Raw genomic sequence first — 18,535 nt, forward strand, 5'->3', positions numbered from 1 at the left:
CTTCATCTTCCAAGCGCTGACGCTCTTGCTCCTGACGCTTGCGTTCCTCTTCTTGACGCTCTTCATCTTCCATGCGCTGACGCTCTTGCTCCTGACGCTTTTCATCCTCTAAGCGCTTAACTTCTTTCTCTTGTTCTAGACGCATGCGCTCTGCTTCTTCCCTACGCTTTTCATCTTCTAAACGTTTACGAGCTTCTTCATCGACTCTATCTAGCTCATCAAATATTTCGACAAGACTATCTCTTTCCTCAAAATAGCCAGGCACTAAATTATTCTTTTCAATAAGCACTTTTATTTCTCTAATTTCAGTACTTAAATCATAATCATCCAAGATCATTTCGAAAGGCAGTTTTTTTGAGAAAAAGTCTGTTACTCTAGGTCTGATTGCTTCTAAAGCTTCTTGTTCTTTAACGAACTGGTTGTAACGATCAAATTCATAGAAATGTCGTTTTAGATCAACGTCTTCATCAACCATTTGTTCTTGGATCGACATGATTAATGAGCCAATTTCGGTTTTTTTATTCTGCAAAACAGCAGCAAGAACTTCAGTACTTTCAGAAACTAATAACGCATTAAGTTTATGGCGTGGATCACTAGCTAATTCTCTTTTTGCATGAATGGCTAAAGCGTCCATCAATTCTGTGTCAAATTCAGAAAGTGTAGAGAGTAGTTCCTCATCTAACTTATCTTGTTTTAGATCAATGATTAAAGCTAAAACTGTTTGCCATTCTTTATCATCAATTGCTGCTGTGATTACATCGACCAAATTATAATGTTCAAGCAATATTTTTCTAACTAGAGGTTGATCGATATAATTGGTAAATAATTGAAGTCCACCGTCTGATAAAGGAGGTCTTTCGCTTTGTATTAATTTAGTTAAGACTGTGGTATTACCTTCACCAAGCGCGCGAATAATTAATCCCTCTCTTAATTGAGACTTAGACATCAATCCGGGATCAAAAATTAACTCATCCACAGAACGATAAATTGAAGATAAAGCGCTCGGAAAATTATGTTCTTTTACATAAAGATAAAGCCGATTTAAAGCATTTTTATAGACTAGATCATAAATTTCATGAGCTGATCGATGACCAAATAACGCGCCTAAAGCCATATGCTGCATTGTTTTTTTAAAGGGAAGTTCTTGTGCTAATATTTTTGCAAACTCTTCTTCTCTATCAACATCATCCAAATCAATGGGATCTCGTAAAATCTCATTCGTTATATCGATACTTTGATGGACGCAGGCTTTAAGAAACAATTGAGTTTTATCCTGAACAGTATATTGATCCATCTGCCGCAAAATCTGGAATAATCGGGTATCATTATGTTGAATTGCATATGCCATAAATTGCTCATAATAATTCCCTATCTGGATCTTGAGAGCGAGGGCATAAACTAAATTAGGACGCCCTTTTGCTAAAATCTCTTCAATTTTCTCACTCAAAGTAGCGGTAAAATAAGCTTTAAACTCCTTATTCTTTAAGGCTGTTAAAAATAAATCTTCTGAATTGGCTGTTAAAGCTAGCGAAAAAATTCTAGCGGGAAAGTCCACTTCATTGAGGCTTGCACCCTGAGCTATTAATAATTGTACCCCAGTTACATTCTGCTCGCTTAAAGCTTTAAACAGGGGAGCAGCAGTTACTCGATGATAATCGTTAATAAAAGACCTCAATCGAGAAACAATTTTTTTATTATGTTTTGCAACGGCATTAGCCAATAATTCAAAACAAAGTTCTCGATTAGGGAGCTGATCACTTAGTCCAAGGGCTATTTCGAGTAAATCGAGATGCCCTTCGTCATTTAAGCGTTTATAAATTGTAGGATTAGTAAGATGAAACCCATAGTGTGTCGTTAAAAAATCGAGAGCTCTTTGATTCTTAATTCGAGAAGCCTCTACAAATAAGTCATAGCAGTGCTCTTTTGATAAAGATACACATTCTATAGTCCTTTCGGCCAGATCAAAATTATGATTTAAAATGGCATGTCTTACGATAAACCCAATAAATTCGTTATATTTAGCTGGGTCTTTTTTAAATAATTTCAGATTGCCTATTCTTCTCCAAATATTTGTTAAATCCTCTTTGTTAAGCAGTTTTATAAGAGGAGTTACCTCCACTAAATACGAAGGTTGTTTATGCTTATAAGTAGCTTGAAAATACTCAAGAACGGTTTGATGGCAAAGAGTATTATCATTTAGTTGAGCTAATCGATTGAGAATATTTTCAAGAAGTTCATAATTTTTAAGCCTCAACGCCCCTTTTAAGCAGAGTTTCTGTTGTTTTTTATCTAGGGACAACCATCCGTCTGTAATGAAGCGATGTTTATTTAAGTCAATGAGATGAGTAAGTAACTCTAGCTCAACCCCATTCCCTTTAGCGGTTTTTGGAAAAACCACGCCCAGACTGATTTTGGTTGCTAAGATTGCTTCAACTCGTTGTCTATCTCCATTAGCTGCAGCTAATTTTAATTCTGCGGCTTTAAATTCTTCTGAGACTTCACAACCCATATTAACTAAAAAGCGAATTAATTCTGAGCTGCTGTTTCTACAAGCAAATTTTAAAGCATTTTCTTTTGCTTGCCCGTTTAAACCTTCGGGCCAATGATTACGAATGTGCGTAAATTTGCCGAAGCGCGCTAAGACTTCAAATGCACTAATCCCTGTATGATCATCAAATAAGGAAGTACATTCAGCAAATTCATCAAGGGGCTGGTCCTCAACAACCGCCCTTAAAAATCGTGTCCATTCATTATCGTCTTGTTTTTGCACCGCGATTTTAAAAACATCGCTGTTTGGATTTTCTAAAGCCGCATGAAGTAGCTCAGGTTTAATAGGAATTTCTGATTTTATTATTTCCTTTAAATTATAGGGCGTAATTACGGCCATTATTTTAGGAGTTAGAACCGCCGCTTTCTTTTGCACGACTGTAACGGGTAGTTTGTCTTTGCTTTCATCTGCTGCCTCTGATTTTGCTTCTAGCTCCGCTATTGTTTTTAACCAAAACTGCAAAGTACTAGTATTCCCTTTTAAGGCTGCTTCTCTAATCATTAGCAGTGCGCGTTTGTAGCTAATAGTTAAGGTGGAAGTTGTTTTTGTGAGAAAGGATAAAACTTCTTCACTTCCTGTTTCGGTGATAGCTCTAAACAATCGTTTAGCCACGCCAAGCGAGTCGAGTTTCAACGAGTATTTTGTATAGAGTTGGGAAACAGCAACTACATTGCCAAGGTTATTTGACAAAGCAGCATGCTCAAACAGCGAGGGATCAGTACTGTTTATTGCTAATTTAAACTCTTCTTCCGAAATTTTACCAGTCTCAACAGTTTTTTCGATATTGACTAACATTCTATTCAGCAAACTAGTCGTTCCATAGTTTGCTGTAAATTTTAAGAGAGCTATTTTTTGTTCATAATCAATTAGATTAACGAAATATTTCCAGACAATTTCATCTCGGTGAAATTCCACTGCGCACAAAATTTCTTTGTGCTTTATTTGATTTTGATCTAATACATAGTGCAAAGTCTCCGTGTCATTTGCAAGAATAGCAAAAATCGTCGAATTTAATGGTAAAACACCGGGGGTGACTGCTCTGTTAAAATCAGCCTGATCGTTGAGTCTAGTTGCCCAAATTTTTGATTTATCAGGGTAGTTATGATTGGTCTTGGCATTTGGTCTTGCAAATACACGCAGATTTAAACCAAGATCACTGCTTTTATATGAAAAACAACTGGTTAATTCTGTAATCGTTTCTGCAGCAGAATTAAAGGTTTTAATATTTAGCTTTAATTCTTTTTCTCCTGTTTTTTCATCTTCATCATAGTTTGGATCAAAGAGAACGTATTGATCATTTTCAAAAGCTAAAGCCACCGCATGATTGTGTGAACCAACATAGCAAGCACGTCCATTATTACGAATTTGTTCCAGAATTTTCGCCCATTCAATTTCATTATCAACAAGGCCAAGGTTATATTCATTTTGAACAAATTCACCATCAATTGTTATTGTTTTTTCTATATCACCCTGAGCAGTATTTTTATTATAACGATTAGGGTTAAAAGTGATTTCAACTTCTTGGATAAACTTATCAAAATTTGCATCTTGACCAATTTCATAATCATTGGGGGGCGACGCTAATAATTTAGATAAACGGAAAAATTCAGCTGCTCTTCCTTCAAAAAAGTATTGAATATAAAGACTAGCTAAGCCAGCACAAACTCCCTTACTATTAAGTTGGAATGACAATCCTTTGTTACCCAAAAGTCGATTTCCTGAGATAATAAGTTTAACTTGTGCTGGCATTGAATTTCTCCGAATAACATCTAACGAAAGAGATCAAACTTAAAATGACGGATAATATCATTAGAAATGACAAATTGATACTTCATTGACCATGTTGACGAATAAAGAGAGCCTAAGAGTAAAAATTGATATACCATCTAACAAAACGCGCAACCCCTTCGCGGAAATCAATTGTTGGTAAATAACCGAGATCTGTTTGCAGTCGCTGAGTCGCCGCATGAGTTGATAGCACATCCCCTGCCTGCATTGGCAAAAATTCTTTGTTTGCTTTTTTACCTGTTGCCTCTTCGATTGCTTGAATATAATCCAATAAATTGACCGGATTACCACAGCCTAGATTATAAATTCGATAAGGCGCATTACTGCTTCCAGCATCAGGTTTTAAAGCCGACCATTCGGGATTCACTGTTGCTTTTTGATCAATCGCTAAAGAGACAGCAGCAACAATATCATCAATGTAGGTAAAATCCCGTTGCATTTGACCGTGGTTGTAAACTTTAATCGTTTTACCTGCAAGGATATCGCGAGTAAAAGAGAAAAAAGCCATATCAGGTCTACCCCAGGGACCATAGACGGTAAAAAAACGCAGACCTGTGGTTGCTAATTGGTAGAGATGTGAATAAGAATGGGCTATAAGTTCATTGGCTTTTTTAGTAGCCGCATAGATTGTCAGGGGATGATTCACAGAATCCCCTTCTTGATAAGGCTGCGAGCCATTTGCCCCATAAACCGAGCTCGTTGACGCATAAACCAAGTGCTCAATTTGATGATGACGGCAAGCTTCAATAATATTAGTGAAGCCAACAACATTGGATTGAACATAGAGCTGTGGATTACAGAGGGAATAACGTACACCCGCTTGAGCTGCTAAATTTACCACCCGCTGGGGTTTATGCTTGGCGAAGATTTCATTAATTTGCTGCAAACCACTTATATCTTGCTGATAAAATTGGAAATTAGGATAGATTTGTAATTGCTCGAGACGAGCTAATTTTAAACGAACATCGTAATAATCATTAAGATTATCAATCCCTATGACAAAATCACCGCGTTCTAAACGTAATTTTGTTAAGTGAAAACCAATAAAACCAGCAGCTCCAGTGATCAGCAAACGCATTAATCAACCCACTAATCAAAATGTCATTAAGAGTAGGTTGGGCCTTGATCCAGCCGTCAGGCTAAGAGGATTTATCTGATTCCGTTCGGGCTGAGGAGGCCGTTAGGCCGTCTCGAAGCCTTGCTAGATCTGATGTGAGACTTCGAGACGGCCTAACGGCCTCCTCAGCCCGAACGGTTGATAGTTAGCCCAACAGATTGAGTTATAAGCTAAAAAAGACTTAGCCTGAGGGCTATGCTCAAGACCCAACCTACTCCAGTTAGTGACAAGAAGTATACTTACTATCTTGGTTCCTGCAAGTCTTGCAATCTTTTGACTAAGTGACAGCGACGAGTATACTAAGTGGAATTCAAATTATCCTTGTAAAAATTATGAACTCATTACAAACAATTATTGAAAATGGCTTTGAGCAACGCCAGCAATTATCTCCCGAAACAGCACCTAAAGAACTGATCACCGCAGTGGATGAAGTCCTTTCTGGACTTGATCAGGGCAGCTATCGTGTTGCTGAGAAAGTAAATGATGAATGGATTGTGCATCAATGGCTTAAAAAAGCAGTCCTACTTTCTTTTAGACTGTATCCGAATCAAATTATGGATGCTAATTTTTGCCAATTTTACGACAAAGTACCCCTTAAATTTTCAGGCTATAGCGCGACTGAATTCAGTAAAACAGGTATCCGTGTTGTCCCTCATGCTATGGTTCGCCGTGGGGCCTACATTGCTAAAAATACGGTCTTAATGCCTTCTTATGTCAATATCGGTGCTTATATTGATGAAGGTGTATTAGTCGACACCTGGGCAACCGTTGGCTCCTGTGCCCAGATCGGTAAAAATGTTCACTTGTCTGGCGGTGCCGGAATAGGCGGGGTTCTTGAGCCTTTACAAGCAAATCCTACGATTATTGAAGACAATTGCTTTATTGGCGCTCGTTCAGAAGTGGTTGAAGGGGTCATTGTGGAACGGGATTCTGTTTTATCAATGGGCGTTTATCTTGGCCAAAGTACCAAAATTTACAATCGCTTAACAGGTAAAGTGAGTTACGGTCGTATTCCTGCAGGTTCGGTCGTCGTTTCAGGAAGCATGCCGAGCGAAGATGGAACTCATAGTTTATATTGTGCTGTTATTGTCAAACAGGTTGATGCCCAAACCCGAGCTAAGGTTAGTATTAATGAATTATTACGAGATCTGAAATAATGACAGACCTCTCTTCCCTACTAGCAAAACTTATTAGTTTCGAATCAATTACCCCTCATGATTGTGGGTGTCAGGATTTCATGATTGATTTTTTTGAGCAGCATGGATTCGACTGTCAACGTTTTAATAATGCCCCGGTTGCTAATTTTTTTGCTCGTTTTGGACATCAGGCACCGCTGCTGATTTTTGCAGGACACACTGATGTCGTACCGGTCGGTGATAAAAATAGATGGGAAACGCCTCCTTTTTCCTTAGTCGAAAAAGAGGGAATGCTTTACGGGCGCGGTACTGCTGACATGAAAGGCAGTCTTGCTGCAATGCTGAAAATGGCCGCAGACTTTACGCAAAAACATCCTGATTTTGCAGGAAGTATAGGGTTTCTTATTACCAGTGGTGAAGAGGGAGATGATTTTGATTTAGGTACTCCCTACGTCATGGCCGAATTAGCTAAACAAGGTATTCATCCTGATTTCTGTATTGTCGGGGAACCTTCAAGCAGTAAGTATCTTGGCGATACAATAAAAATTGGCCGCCGCGGTTCGCTAACTGGAAAATTAAGCTTAGAGGGCAAACAAGGTCATGTTGCCTACCCACAATTAGCCGAAAATCCCATCCATAAAATCAGCCCAGCCCTAGCAGAGTTGGCAGCAATAGAATGGGATCAAGGTAATCAACATTTCCCGCCCACTTCCTTACAAATCACTCATATTCAAGCGGGTGGGCATGCCGGGAATATCATTCCTGGAACTTTGCTAATGCAATTTAATTTTCGCTTTTCAACAGAACAAACTGCAGAAGGATTAAAAGCCGTCGTCACGGATTGTTTCAAACGACATGGTCTTTCTCCAAGCATTGAATGGCGGCTTAATGGCGAACCCTTTTTAACCGCTCATGGCCGCTTATTAGAAAGCTGTATTAAGGCAGTTAAAATGACTACAGGGCAAACGCCAGAATTGTCCACGAGTGGAGGTACTTCAGATGGCCGATTCATTGCACCTTATGGTGTGGAGGTGCTGGAGTTAGGCCCTGTAAATGCAACGATTCATCAGGTCAATGAGTGCGTTTCTTTGGCTGATTTGGAAAAGCTTAGCCAAATGTACTATTTCATTTGTGAAGAATTGTTCTTAATGTAGAGCTATCTCATCCCGGGTATAGTGAGAGCTCTAATAGTAGTCCAATACCAATCACGAAGAGCCCTTTCTAACCAGGGTAAGCTATTACCCTTGTACTTGTAGCACCAATTCCGCCTCATTTTGATAAGTTTTCTCATCCACAACTTTCGCCACACAGGAATCAGACCAAACATTAAGAGCAGTTTCAAGCATATCTATCAGGCTATAAAAGGGTAAAATGATTCCCATTAAAGTAATAGGTACATTCATACTTGCTAACAAGCTTGCACTTAGAAAGAAACATCCCATAGGCACACCAGCATTACCAATGGCAGCGATTGTAGCAATAACGATCCATAACCCCATCATAGGTACGGAGATTTCAATGCCATGATTTTGCATGAGGTAAATGACGGTAGTGAAGATAAACGCGGCACAACCATTCATATTTAAGCTTGTGCAAAGCGGTAAAACAAAACGGCTGATCTCTGGTTTTACCTTTAAATTGTTCTCTGCTGTTTCCATCGTCACGGGTAAGGTGCCTACTGAGGATTTGGAAAAAAAAGCAACCGACAAGGCAGGGAGCATCCCTTTGAAGGCAGCAAAAGGTTTTATCCCCTGCGATTTAAGCCACAAAGGCAGAATAATTAAACCTTGGATAAGATTAGCAAGCACAATAATTAATAAATATTCCCCTATCCCTTTAATAGCGGAGCCCTCTCGCAGTTGCACTACAGTCGAGGTAATAAAACCATAGAGACCAATTGGAATAACGGCAATAACCCAATTAGTTATTACCATAAATAAACCATGTGCCCCCCGAAAAAACTGAGTAATCGTTTGTCTTGCTGCAGGTTCTGGGATAAAACGGATAGCGATACCAATAACAATCCCTATCAGCAGGACCCCCATGACTTGATGTTCTATAAAAGGTTCAAAAATGGTAGAAGGAATGAGATTGGCAACATGCTGGAAATAACCCAATTGCTTTGTTTGCGGTTCAACAGCACCCTGCTTAACTACCTCAATCATTCCCGGATGAATAAGAAGATACAATAAGCAACTCACCGCTGCTGCCACTAAGGTTGTGCCTAAAGTGTAACTCATCGCACGCCGCCACACGGTGCGCATTACACCGTCTGCACGATAATTAGATAAGGTAACAATAATGGATAAGGCAATAATCGGCAGGCTAATGCATTTAAAAATTTTAATAAACACATCTGAAATAAATAAACCAAAAGTTTTTAAGATAGCAATATCCGAATAACCACTAATGATCCCAAGAGAAATCATTAGAGCATATAAAACCGGAGTACTAAGCCAACGTTTTTTGAGATGGGTCTGTTGTGCGCACATAGCGATACCTTTTAAAAATTGATTAGGGGTTTAGGATAAAAACGAAGCAATGACTAGCAACAACAACACAAAAGAGAAGAAAAGTGCGCTACCTGAGAAGATTGGATAGTTGTGTGGAACCAGCTTGTTTTTTTCATAATCACCATCAGTTCAATTTTTAAACATTGAGAGCATATTTTAACATACTGCGTTCATGAGTCAAGGTTTAGTTACGCGTAGGTTGGGCCCTGGCCAAACCTACGTAGCAACACCGTTCAGGCTGAGGAAGCGCGTAGCGCTGTCTCGAAGTGTCGCAAAAAGCCCTCCCTTTGCGAGACTCAGGACAGGCTTCGTGACGCACGCCTTGCGTGCTTCCCAGTCACGGGATAAAATGAATACAAATCCCTAGATACTCATTTCGTGGGTATACCTCTGAGCCCTAAGCCAAAGCTAAATGAGCTTGTTTTAACTTCAATATTCTTTGATAAGCTTGTTCAATACGACTACGCTCGATAGCGTGGTTGTGGACCAATTCCTCAATTCTATCAATCACATCAAACGCTGTAATTTGAGCTAACTGGTTAGCAAAAATAAGCATGTCCGCACCGGCATTAATAGTCAAGCATAAAGCCTCATCAAGCGAATAATGATTAGAAATTGCCTGCATCTGCAAATCATCACTAATAACTACTCCATCAAAGCCTAATTTTTCTCGTAATATCCCCGTAAGAATGGGCTTCGATAAAGTAGCCGGTAAACCGCTTGCATCCAGCTTACGATTAATTACATGGGCCGTCATCACCATTGTCGGAAACTCTGTTTGATTTAGCAATAACGAATAAGGTTCAAGCTCATTCGCTTGAAAAGTTTCCGTCACATCAACAAAACCCTCATGGGTATCCCCAATAGCACTCCCGTGACCAGGAAAATGCTTGTAACAGCAAGTGACACCCTGTTCAGAAAAAATTTCAACAAACTTTTTAGCAAGCCGTCCTACTTGGGCCGGTTCAGATGAAAAACTACGGCCGAGTCTGCCAATTATTCCTTGCTCTTGAGATAGGTTAAGATCGACAAGCGGTGCAAAATTCAAATTAAAACCCAGTGCTTTGATTGTTTCTGCCATTTTCTCTATTTCAGCTTGCAAAGCAGCCTCTGAAAGCATAGTGAGTTCAATCGGTTTTTTAGTTGTCATACATCCAGGAATATGGCGCAATCTATCAACAGCCCCACCTTCATAATCAATAGCGATAAATGGAGCTGGGAACTGGTTTGCATAAGCGCTTATTTGATGAGTTAATTGTTTGATTTGTGCCTGATCAACTAAATTTTTCCCTTGACATTGATTCACTAAGTCGTAATCGAAGAGCAAGACACCGCCTAAACCATCAGTACTTAACCAGTTTGCGACAGGACTCTGATCATCAATCGTAGTACCTGTAAAGCCCATGATAAGCATTTGCCCAATTTGATGTCTCAAGCTAGCCAATTTCAATCCTCTTTATTATTCTTCTTATCATTGCCTTGCATCATACACAAAGCCTTAAGCTTGTGCCAGTTTGAGGTAGCAATACGAAACTGCGGTGAATCTCGCAGGGCTCCTCCAGAAAAGCTGGAGGATGACGAATGAACGGAGCTGACTAACCTTTTTGGCTAGATTGAGCAGGTTGAGCTTTCTGTGGTTGAGGTTGCTGTGGCGATGGTTTATGAATTGGCGGAATCTGTTTAAAATCACAATAGCAATTGCCAGCTGCATCAGGTGGAAAAGGCACTGCCGCAAAATCGGCAGCAAAACAAACAGGAATTTCCCAAGCAATTTGACCAGGGGCTATCGCGCCAGGCAAAAACCAATAGCGAAGAGCCATATAGACTTTTCCTATATCAGACTTCCAAAAAACAGGTTGATAACTAGCTTGATACATTAATTTTTGGGCAGGCTGACAATCAAAAGTTTGTCTTCCCCAAGATGCTCCTTTCGGAACATCAACTGTAGTTAAGGTCTGATTAGTCGTTGCATCGATAACATCCACTTTTACATCATAATTTGTCCAGCAACTGTCTTTTGCTAAAGTAAAATAGCATGGAAATGCAAGAAGTTGCGAAGACACCATGATTAAAGAAACCGAAAGTAAAGACTTAATCATAATGACATTCCTAATTATATACTGATGATTGATAATCTAATTATATGTGTATATTTAGAATTTGCACGCTAGAACTGGCTTGATTTCCTGGTTGTATAAGTATATTCTTTCGCGCCATGGGAGAGATGGCCGAGCGGTTGAAGGCGCACGCCTGGAAAGTGTGTATACGGAAACGTATCGAGGGTTCGAATCCCTCTCTCTCCGCCAAATCGCTTTACACCTCATTAAACTTCAAGCCTAGGCGCTAGAAAGCGAAAAACTGCCGGCAAGAAACGCATTATTAACAAACCAAAGCGCTCCTTTACGCCAGCAATAATAAGTTCTGGTTTTTCATGTTCAATAGCTCCCCTAATTTTTTCTGCACATTTTTCGGGCGGAATAGCATTGAGATGAAAGCGATCAATTTTTCCATAAGAAGAACCATCACCAAGTAAGGCATGGGTTGAAATTTGCGTCTTTACATAGCCAGGATAAACCATCGTGATTTTAATTTCGGTTTTCGCCAACTCATTACGTAGTGATTCAAAATAACCCCTTAATGCATGCTTACTCGCACTATAAGCAGAACGGGTTTGCATACCGTAGAATCCTAATATGCTGGAGAGGATTACCAGATGGCCGCTGTTTCGCTCTAACATTCCTTTCAGAACAGGACGAGTCAATGCAATCGTTCCCAAAAAATTAATATGCATAATTTTTTCGTCTACCTTTAACAAGGCGTCGGCGGCTAAGTATCGTTGGGAAATCCCGCCATTATTAATCAACACATCAATAGGTCCATGCTGTTTTACGACTTCGTTCGCCTTATTCTCAACTTCATGATAGTTTTCAAGGTCAAGGGGAATAACCACATGTATTTCTGGATGGACGCAGTTTTTACGAACGCGCTGAAGTTCTTTTTCATGTCTGGCCGACAGGATAACTTTTGCGCCTTCCCGCGCCATTTCATAGGCTAAGGCTTCACCAATTCCTGAAGAAGCACCGGTAATCCAAACTGTTTTATCCTTTAACTGCGTCATGAATTCATCCTAAAAAATCCCTTTCTGTATAAACTCTACTCTAGCATCTTCGGATTCTCAAACCTAAACTCATACAATATTATAAAAATTATCAAAGTCGACTTATACTCAAGATATTTGTAGATCTCATTTTAAGATGCTAATGGAGTGAGCAATGAAGCAAGTTAGATTAGGGAATCAAGGACTTGTTGTTTCTCGTATCGGTTTAGGCTGTATGGGAATGTCAGAGTTTTATAAAGGAGGCAACGAAAAAGAATCCATTGCTACTATCCAACTCGCGATTGAAAATGGCGTGAATTTTCTTGACACAGCCGATATGTATGGCCCCTTCACTAACGAGCAATTAATCGGAAACGCGATTAAAAATTATCGCGACAAAGTAATAGTCGCGACCAAGTTTGGCAACGAGCGGGCTGTTGATGGCCAATTTATTGCAATTAATGGCCGCCCTGAATATGTATACCAATCATGTAATGCCTCATTAAAACGTTTAGGTATTTCAGAAATCGATTTATATTATCAGCACCGTGTCGATCCTAAAGTTCCTATTGAAGAAACCATTGGTGCAATGGCTGAACTCGTCACCATGGGGAAGGTTCGTTATCTAGGAATGTCTGAGGCAAAACCAGAAACAATTCGTCGCGCGCATCAAGTTCATCCTCTGACCGCGTTACAAACAGAATACTCGCTCTGGAGTCGAGATCCAGAAGATGAGATTTTAGAAACGGTCAGGGAATTGAATATTGGCTTTGTAGCCTATAGCCCCCTTGGGCGAGGGTTTCTAACTGGTCGCTTCAAACAACCTGAGGATTTTGCCGAGGACGATTATCGACTTTATTTACCGCGTTTCCAAAATGCAAATTTCTATAAAAATCTGGCAATGGTTGATGATCTTGAACGACTAGCACTGAAAAAAGGGATTACAACCGCTCAACTTGCTTTAGCATGGCTGCTCGCGCAAGGAGAAGATATTATACCTATTCCAGGAACAAAATTATGCAGGCGCCTTAAAGAAAATATAGCGGCCACTGAAATCAAACTTTCACCAGAAGAACTTGAAACAATCAATAACCTAGCGCCCAAAGGATTTGCCTCAGGTGCACGTTATCAGGATATGAGCTCGATTAATTATTAAGTGGAAAAACTCGTGCGTGAGCTCACGAGTTTTTCGTGATCCTTGTTTGCTGCGCTGTCATCTGTTAGGGATTACATACTATTGCACTTTTCTTCTGCTGCTCTTCATCGTCATCTTCTTCTGAATCCGATTGAGTACCATCACTAACCAAACTGCTGATGAAGCCACCTAAGGACCATGAACTTGATGTTTCCTTTGTGGCTTTGGGACTTGTTTCCTCATCTGACTCATCCGATTCTTCATCTGAATACCCAGAACTATCACTCTTCTCATCCGAAACCTCCTCTTGAGCCATCCCACTGGCGGGATAAGAGTTAGATGAAAAAAATACATCCCTATGATCTGCATGTTTTAATTGCTTTGGTTGTGGCTCCTGTCCACAAAGTATTGCAGCGGTAGTTTTAGCATCAGCAGCATTTTCAAAGAGCAATTCTAAGTTATTCTGCGTGAGTTTCCCTTTCCCAAATGCGGCTAATACACTACATGCCTCAGCAAGTTCTTTACAATGTTTGGCCTTCGTACATAAAACTTCAAAATTAGGCTGATTAAATAAATTGGCCTCTTGTAAAAGGGTTTGAAGCTTAGAAAATCCGAGGCTGATTAGCTTATTATCATATAAGCGTTTCAAATTTTTAAAGCTTTCGGGGCAACCTCTATTGAAAAGATTATTATCATTCATGCGTTGTAAAATTAAAGAAGCCAGCGATGCATCCGAGCTCCGAGAAAGTACTAATTCTCTAATTTCCGCGGTATTGAGTTCTGCTAAATCCAATAACCTATAAACAGAGGCTAATCCCAAAGCATAAGCAGGTTTTTGAGAAATGAAATTTCTAACCTGACCATCGTAATTAGGTGATTTTCTTGCTGCAACGATTCCTTCAGCCAACGCATGAGCATCCTTTTGCACTCCAAGCACTGCCAGCAAATCTTCCTCATCAATTACCAGAAAATCTTCTTCGTCAACAGGAGAAATACGGGCTAAGGTCTCAACACCCTCTACAATATTTTCACCGTATTGAGGAGCAGCAAATAACCTGTTTAATACGAGTACAGCTTGAGCTGGATTAAGGGCTAATTGACATAGTTTAGAAGTCGCTGATTCGACATTGGAACCGTCATTGGTTTTTAAAATAGCCATCCAATAATGCTCGAGCTTCCAATCAGCTTTCTGGAAATGAGCGATTATGCGGCTAATTTCTTTAGCTCTTCCTATTGCCTCAGGATGTGCAAAAAGTTCAGTCATGAGCGAAGAGGTTAAGTATTCTGCTGAATGTAAGCCTTCCACAAGTTCTCTCAACTCAGACCAAAGCTCATCATGTTTGAAAAGAGTTGTTAGAGTCGTCTGCATCATCAACGAAGGATCGGCGGTAAAAAATAATAAAATTTTCTTTAATAAAACCAGTTTTTTTTCTTCCAATGAACTTGCAATACCAGCATCTTGTATATCTAGACTCTCCAATTTGTCCAGGTTAATTTCATTACATAAGCCATTTTTACTAAGCAAGATTAAAAGATCGGTGATTAGCTGTGCATTCTTGCTTTTAAGTACTAACAAATAAGCTGATTTTTCAAAAATTTTGGCATCGACTAATTTTTGGATAAAGCCTAATTTATCGGTTAGTGTTTGTTTACCAGCTTGTTCGCATATGTCACCTAAAAAATTCACGGGGGCATGTGAAGGAGCGATGGGACTCAAGATATCCAGGAGTTGAGCTAACAGATAACCGTGAGCTTCATCTTTCAATGATGACTTTTCTTTATTTTTTTCAGGAGCAGTGGTTTCCTCCGAAGCAGTGCCTTCCTCCGGAGCAGTATATAGCTCCAAAAGGCCTAGGTTAATTCCAGTTAGCTGATTTTCTAGCTTTTCTTTAAAGTGGTTCACTGCTTGTCTACCACCTAATATATTCGCTAATGCCCCTAAAGCGATACTACTTGGACGAGTTGACCAAGTCTTTTTTCCGTGGATAATTTTAGCTACTTCTAGGTATTCTTCGGGTTTTAACTTTCTATCTTCAGTAACAGCCCCCACATTCCCATTGATTTTAATATAAAAATTTTCTAATTGTTGCATATGGCTTTCTTTCCAGTAACCACGAGCTCCACTAACATTAGCTTCATATTGTATAAGCGCTCTTTTAACATCTGAAATTTTCATCGATAGATCCTATCCCTGTTAATTGATAATTAGGTTAAGTTGTCCTAACCTCTGCCTCTTTAAAAAACCGATTCAGCAAAAATTTCTGTTATTTTTCGGAAATAACTCGTATCTAAACCATCCTCTATACTCCAGCACCAAGCCAGCACTGCCTGTACAAAACACCATTGGCGAATCCGCTTTGGATCTAATTTAAGAAAAAAGGCAAAACGAATAATTCGGTCGTCTATAATACGCCATACTGTTTCCGATTCAAGCAATTCAGGTATAGGATTGCGAATAAAGGCCGCTACTTCATAGCTGAGCTCACCTACGATGCCCTTGGGATCTATCGCCAACCAATTCTCTCCATTTTTCAGGATGTTATCGTGATGCAGATCGCCATGAAGTAAGCGTGCTTCGCCGCCCGTTTTAAGCAGATAATCCCTCAACTCCCTGCTCCTTTGCAGATAAAGCTCAGGAATATCCCAATCTTTGTCTAAAATTGAAAGCCAGTGGTTAATCGAAGGGAATACTTCTTTTTCAGGTAACGGGGCTTGAACCAATTGACTTATTAGCAGGCAAGCAATTTCAACCGACTCTTTCTCTTGATTCGGCCAATAACTTTTTAAAGAGTATCCGGGAACAGCTCGTTGCAGAAGTAAAGCGCCTTTTGTTTCTGCTAAAACCTCGACCACATTCCCTGAGTTAAACGCTCTTAAAGTTTTTGCTTCTTTGCTCAAAGCGACTGCATCTAAACTCAATTTTAAAATAATGGGTTTTTCTTTTTGCAACCCGGCAAGCACATAACTATAGGAAAGATTAGGCATGGGCTTAAGCCCGTTCAATTGCCACAAATCCGCTAACTCTTGGCTAAGATTAGGAAGTTCTGCCAGCCATTTTTTTCCCTGTTCACCATAGATACTTATGATATTACACTCAAACATTTTGATCCCTAAATTAGCAGGAGCCAACAGAAATTATCATGATACTTTAAAAAAAGACAAGGAAAAATAAACTAAGTTGCGGCCGCTCAGTTAACGATTCTCTTTTTGCCTAGCGCGCCATTGTATTTGTGTCAAACGATATAAGACATGTTTTGATAATGGATGGTCCAAAGTTAATCTGGGATTATCGAAGTCGTCTTTTTCTTGACGAGTTAACCCTATCTTTTCCATAACTCGCCGAGATCGATAATTACCTAGTGCAGTATTAGTACTAATTATTTCCATAATAAATTAATTTTGGACAATTAAAAAATAAACTGTAGCAAAAACTAAAAAAATATACTTAATTTTAATTGATTTTCCCTGTATAAAGAGCCCCAAAAAAGGGTTTCTCTGAGTAAATTGTAAGTAAATAGAATATCTCTTAAAAAAAATCTTGCCTTCTACGCTTTTTTCTTATAAAAATCTCTTTTTTTTATTGCCCTATTCCATAAAAAAATATGGACAAAGTACAAAATTATTGTACAATTTCGTAGGCCGATCTTTGTTTTATTTTTTGGGGGATTAAACAGTTAGTGATTAATCAGCAAAAAAAGAGTAATGCACCGATCAATGATGGCGGTTTTAGACGCGGCTTAAAAGATCGTCATGTGCAATTAATTGCTTTAGGCGGAATTATTGGCTCAGGCTATTTTCTAGGGACTGGGGCAGTTGTGAATGACGTTGGCCCTTCTGTTTTTATTGCCTACATACTTGGCGGTTTAATTATTTATTTGACTATGTTATGCATGGGCGAATTAGCCGTAGCAATTCCTATTTCAGGCTCTTTTATCACTTATACTGCTGATTTTATTTCCCCAGTTGTCGCTTGCGGAGTGGGCTGGTCTTATTGGATAAGCTGGGTCGCTTATATCCCTGCCGAATGTATTGCAGGCGGTATCATTATGCAGCATTTTACAGGCGTTAACGGCTATGTTTGGGCCGTGTGTTTTGGGCTGCTCATAACTTACATCAATATTGCCAAAGTCGGTACCTTTGGTGAGATTGAATTCTGGCTAGCAATCATAAAAATAATCGCGTTAATGGGATTTGTTGCCCTTTCAGTGCTTATCTTCTTTGGTTTGATCCACGGCCCACAACCCGCTGGTATTATCGGTGGACGTTTCATCTTTGATCAAGGAGGATTGTTCCCTAATGGCGGAATGGCCTTGCTGACAGCCATGGTTCTTCTGCTGGTTAATTATCAGGGGTCAGAAATTATTGGCCTTGCAGCAGGAGAATCAATTAACCCTGGGAGAATGATTCCTCGAGCAATCCGTACTGTAACCTTCAGAATTTTGTTTATCTATATCATTCCTGTATTTTGTTTGGTGTTAATTTTTCCTTGGCAAAAAGCCAGTCTTGCTAACTCAGTTTTTTCAGACGCACTTAATTTTTATGGCCTACACTGGGCAGGTGCAGCAACCAGTTTTGTCACACTTACAGCTACCCTATCTTGTTCAAATTCAGGCGTCTATGGTATTGTCAGATCCTTAAATGCCCTCGCTCGCAATGGTATGGCCCCGCATAAATTAGGGAAGCTTAATCGTAATGCCGTGCCACAAAACGCAGGCATTGTGACACTCATTTCAATTTGGGTATTACTCGCTGCCGGCTATTTCTTTGGGCAATCCATGCTCTACATTGCTTTACTGCTTGTTTCTGGTTTTACTGGTGCAATCGCTTGGATTTCTCTTTGCTGGGCACAAATTAATTTCCGCAAACGTTTATATCAAGCGGGTTATACAACCAATGATCTGAGTTATAAAACTCCAGGCTCTCCCTATACTGGAATTGCTGCGATTATCTTAATGTCTTTGTGCTTAATATTTTTGTTATTAAACAAAGACCCGACTTATAAAATTGCATTCGTGATGGGCTTCATCAGTTTCACTGTCCCTATTTTAATCTATAAACTCGGTGGATTTTCTAAACGTCGAGATGTAGCTATGGAAATTAATAAACAACTTCGATTTAAAGATATCTTCCCTGATCGTAATACACCGCAAGCGTAATATGTCAATCCTGCTTACTTTACAATGCTGCTACTCCCTTACCTC

General features: G+C 39.6%; 12 protein-coding genes and 1 tRNA gene. 5 read left to right on the forward strand and 8 right to left on the reverse strand.

The features are described from left to right. Together Lnau_RS00005 and Lnau_RS00010 are read right to left on the reverse strand one after the other, a co-directional pair. On the reverse strand, nucleotides 1-4,297 hold a 4,297-nt coding region (locus tag Lnau_RS00005; RefSeq protein WP_193786791.1), incomplete at its 3' end, for a hypothetical protein. A gap of 112 nt (nucleotides 4,298-4,409) precedes the next feature. Next, on the reverse strand, nucleotides 4,410-5,414 hold the full coding sequence (locus Lnau_RS00010; protein WP_058503097.1) for an NAD-dependent epimerase: 1,005 nt from the start codon (nucleotides 5,412-5,414) through the stop codon (nucleotides 4,410-4,412). Between the two features lie 371 nt (nucleotides 5,415-5,785). Here Lnau_RS00010 and dapD point away from each other — a divergent pair, with 371 nt between their 5' ends. Both dapD and dapE read left to right on the forward strand, forming a co-directional pair. Next, the gene (gene dapD / locus Lnau_RS00015) at nucleotides 5,786-6,610 is read left to right on the forward strand and encodes a 2,3,4,5-tetrahydropyridine-2,6-dicarboxylate N-succinyltransferase (RefSeq protein WP_058503098.1); all 825 of its coding nucleotides are present in this window, start codon (nucleotides 5,786-5,788) and stop codon (nucleotides 6,608-6,610) included. After that, nucleotides 6,610-7,743 (forward strand): succinyl-diaminopimelate desuccinylase, encoded by a 1,134-nt coding sequence (gene dapE, locus Lnau_RS00020; protein WP_058503099.1) that lies wholly within the window; start codon nucleotides 6,610-6,612, stop codon nucleotides 7,741-7,743. Before dapD ends, dapE begins: the two co-directional genes overlap by 1 nt. An 84-nt stretch (nucleotides 7,744-7,827) precedes the next feature. Here the strand turns inward: dapE and Lnau_RS00025 are convergent, their stop codons facing one another. The 3 genes from Lnau_RS00025 to Lnau_RS00035 form a co-directional block, all read right to left on the reverse strand. Next, the gene (locus tag Lnau_RS00025; protein WP_058503100.1) at nucleotides 7,828-9,081 is read right to left on the reverse strand and encodes a dicarboxylate/amino acid:cation symporter; all 1,254 of its coding nucleotides are present in this window, start codon (nucleotides 9,079-9,081) and stop codon (nucleotides 7,828-7,830) included. A gap of 418 nt (nucleotides 9,082-9,499) precedes the next feature. Further along, nucleotides 9,500-10,546, reverse strand: coding sequence for a glycoside hydrolase family 3 protein (locus Lnau_RS00030; protein WP_058503101.1), 1,047 nt, complete (start codon nucleotides 10,544-10,546; stop codon nucleotides 9,500-9,502). Nucleotides 10,547-10,697: 151 nt separating this feature from the next. After that, entirely contained in the window at nucleotides 10,698-11,201 is a 504-nt protein-coding gene (locus Lnau_RS00035; RefSeq protein ID WP_058503102.1) for a hypothetical protein, read from the reverse strand. A gap of 119 nt (nucleotides 11,202-11,320) precedes the next feature. Here Lnau_RS00035 and Lnau_RS00040 point away from each other — a divergent pair. Continuing rightward, nucleotides 11,321-11,408, forward strand: a tRNA-Ser gene (locus Lnau_RS00040). A 17-nt stretch (nucleotides 11,409-11,425) separates the two neighbouring features. On the opposite strand, the gene Lnau_RS00045 is transcribed toward Lnau_RS00040, so the two are convergent. Then, a complete protein-coding gene (locus Lnau_RS00045) occupies nucleotides 11,426-12,220 on the reverse strand; it encodes an SDR family oxidoreductase (RefSeq protein WP_058503103.1) in 795 nt (264 codons plus the stop codon). Between the two features lie 154 nt (nucleotides 12,221-12,374). Here Lnau_RS00045 and Lnau_RS00050 point away from each other — a divergent pair, with 154 nt between their 5' ends. Next, the gene (locus Lnau_RS00050; RefSeq protein ID WP_058503104.1) at nucleotides 12,375-13,355 is read left to right on the forward strand and encodes an aldo/keto reductase; all 981 of its coding nucleotides are present in this window, start codon (nucleotides 12,375-12,377) and stop codon (nucleotides 13,353-13,355) included. A 64-nt stretch (nucleotides 13,356-13,419) separates the two neighbouring features. Here Lnau_RS00050 and Lnau_RS00055 read toward each other — a convergent pair whose 3' ends face one another. Continuing rightward, nucleotides 13,420-15,510, reverse strand: coding sequence for a hypothetical protein (locus Lnau_RS00055; protein ID WP_058503105.1), 2,091 nt, complete (start codon nucleotides 15,508-15,510; stop codon nucleotides 13,420-13,422). A gap of 59 nt (nucleotides 15,511-15,569) precedes the next feature. After that, a complete protein-coding gene (locus Lnau_RS00060) occupies nucleotides 15,570-16,436 on the reverse strand; it encodes an aminoglycoside phosphotransferase family protein (RefSeq protein ID WP_238585890.1) in 867 nt (288 codons plus the stop codon). Between the two features lie 575 nt (nucleotides 16,437-17,011). Between Lnau_RS00060 and Lnau_RS00065 the strand changes: the two genes are divergently transcribed. Then, on the forward strand, nucleotides 17,012-18,490 hold the full coding sequence (locus tag Lnau_RS00065) for an amino acid permease (RefSeq protein WP_133134839.1): 1,479 nt from the start codon (nucleotides 17,012-17,014) through the stop codon (nucleotides 18,488-18,490). Nucleotides 18,491-18,535: the final 45 nt, after the last annotated feature.

Source organism: Legionella nautarum (assembly GCF_001467895.1).
Taxonomy (GTDB): domain Bacteria; phylum Pseudomonadota; class Gammaproteobacteria; order Legionellales; family Legionellaceae; genus Tatlockia; species Tatlockia nautarum.

What these genes read in the sequence shown, in the direction of transcription:
- Lnau_RS00010 (WP_058503097.1), bottom strand. Translation starts at nt 5,414, where the DNA reads ATGCGTTTGCTGATCACTGGAGCTGCTGGTTTTATTGGTTTTCACTTA.
- dapD (WP_058503098.1), top strand. Translation starts at nt 5,786, where the DNA reads ATGAACTCATTACAAACAATTATTGAAAATGGCTTTGAGCAACGCCAG.
- dapE (WP_058503099.1), top strand. Translation starts at nt 6,610, where the DNA reads ATGACAGACCTCTCTTCCCTACTAGCAAAACTTATTAGTTTCGAATCA.
- Lnau_RS00025 (WP_058503100.1), bottom strand. Translation starts at nt 9,081, where the DNA reads ATGTGCGCACAACAGACCCATCTCAAAAAACGTTGGCTTAGTACTCCG.
- Lnau_RS00035 (WP_058503102.1), bottom strand. Translation starts at nt 11,201, where the DNA reads ATGATTAAGTCTTTACTTTCGGTTTCTTTAATCATGGTGTCTTCGCAA.
- Lnau_RS00045 (WP_058503103.1), bottom strand. Translation starts at nt 12,220, where the DNA reads ATGACGCAGTTAAAGGATAAAACAGTTTGGATTACCGGTGCTTCTTCA.
- Lnau_RS00050 (WP_058503104.1), top strand. Translation starts at nt 12,375, where the DNA reads ATGAAGCAAGTTAGATTAGGGAATCAAGGACTTGTTGTTTCTCGTATC.
- Lnau_RS00055 (WP_058503105.1), bottom strand. Translation starts at nt 15,510, where the DNA reads ATGAAAATTTCAGATGTTAAAAGAGCGCTTATACAATATGAAGCTAAT.
- Lnau_RS00060 (WP_238585890.1), bottom strand. Translation starts at nt 16,436, where the DNA reads ATGTTTGAGTGTAATATCATAAGTATCTATGGTGAACAGGGAAAAAAA.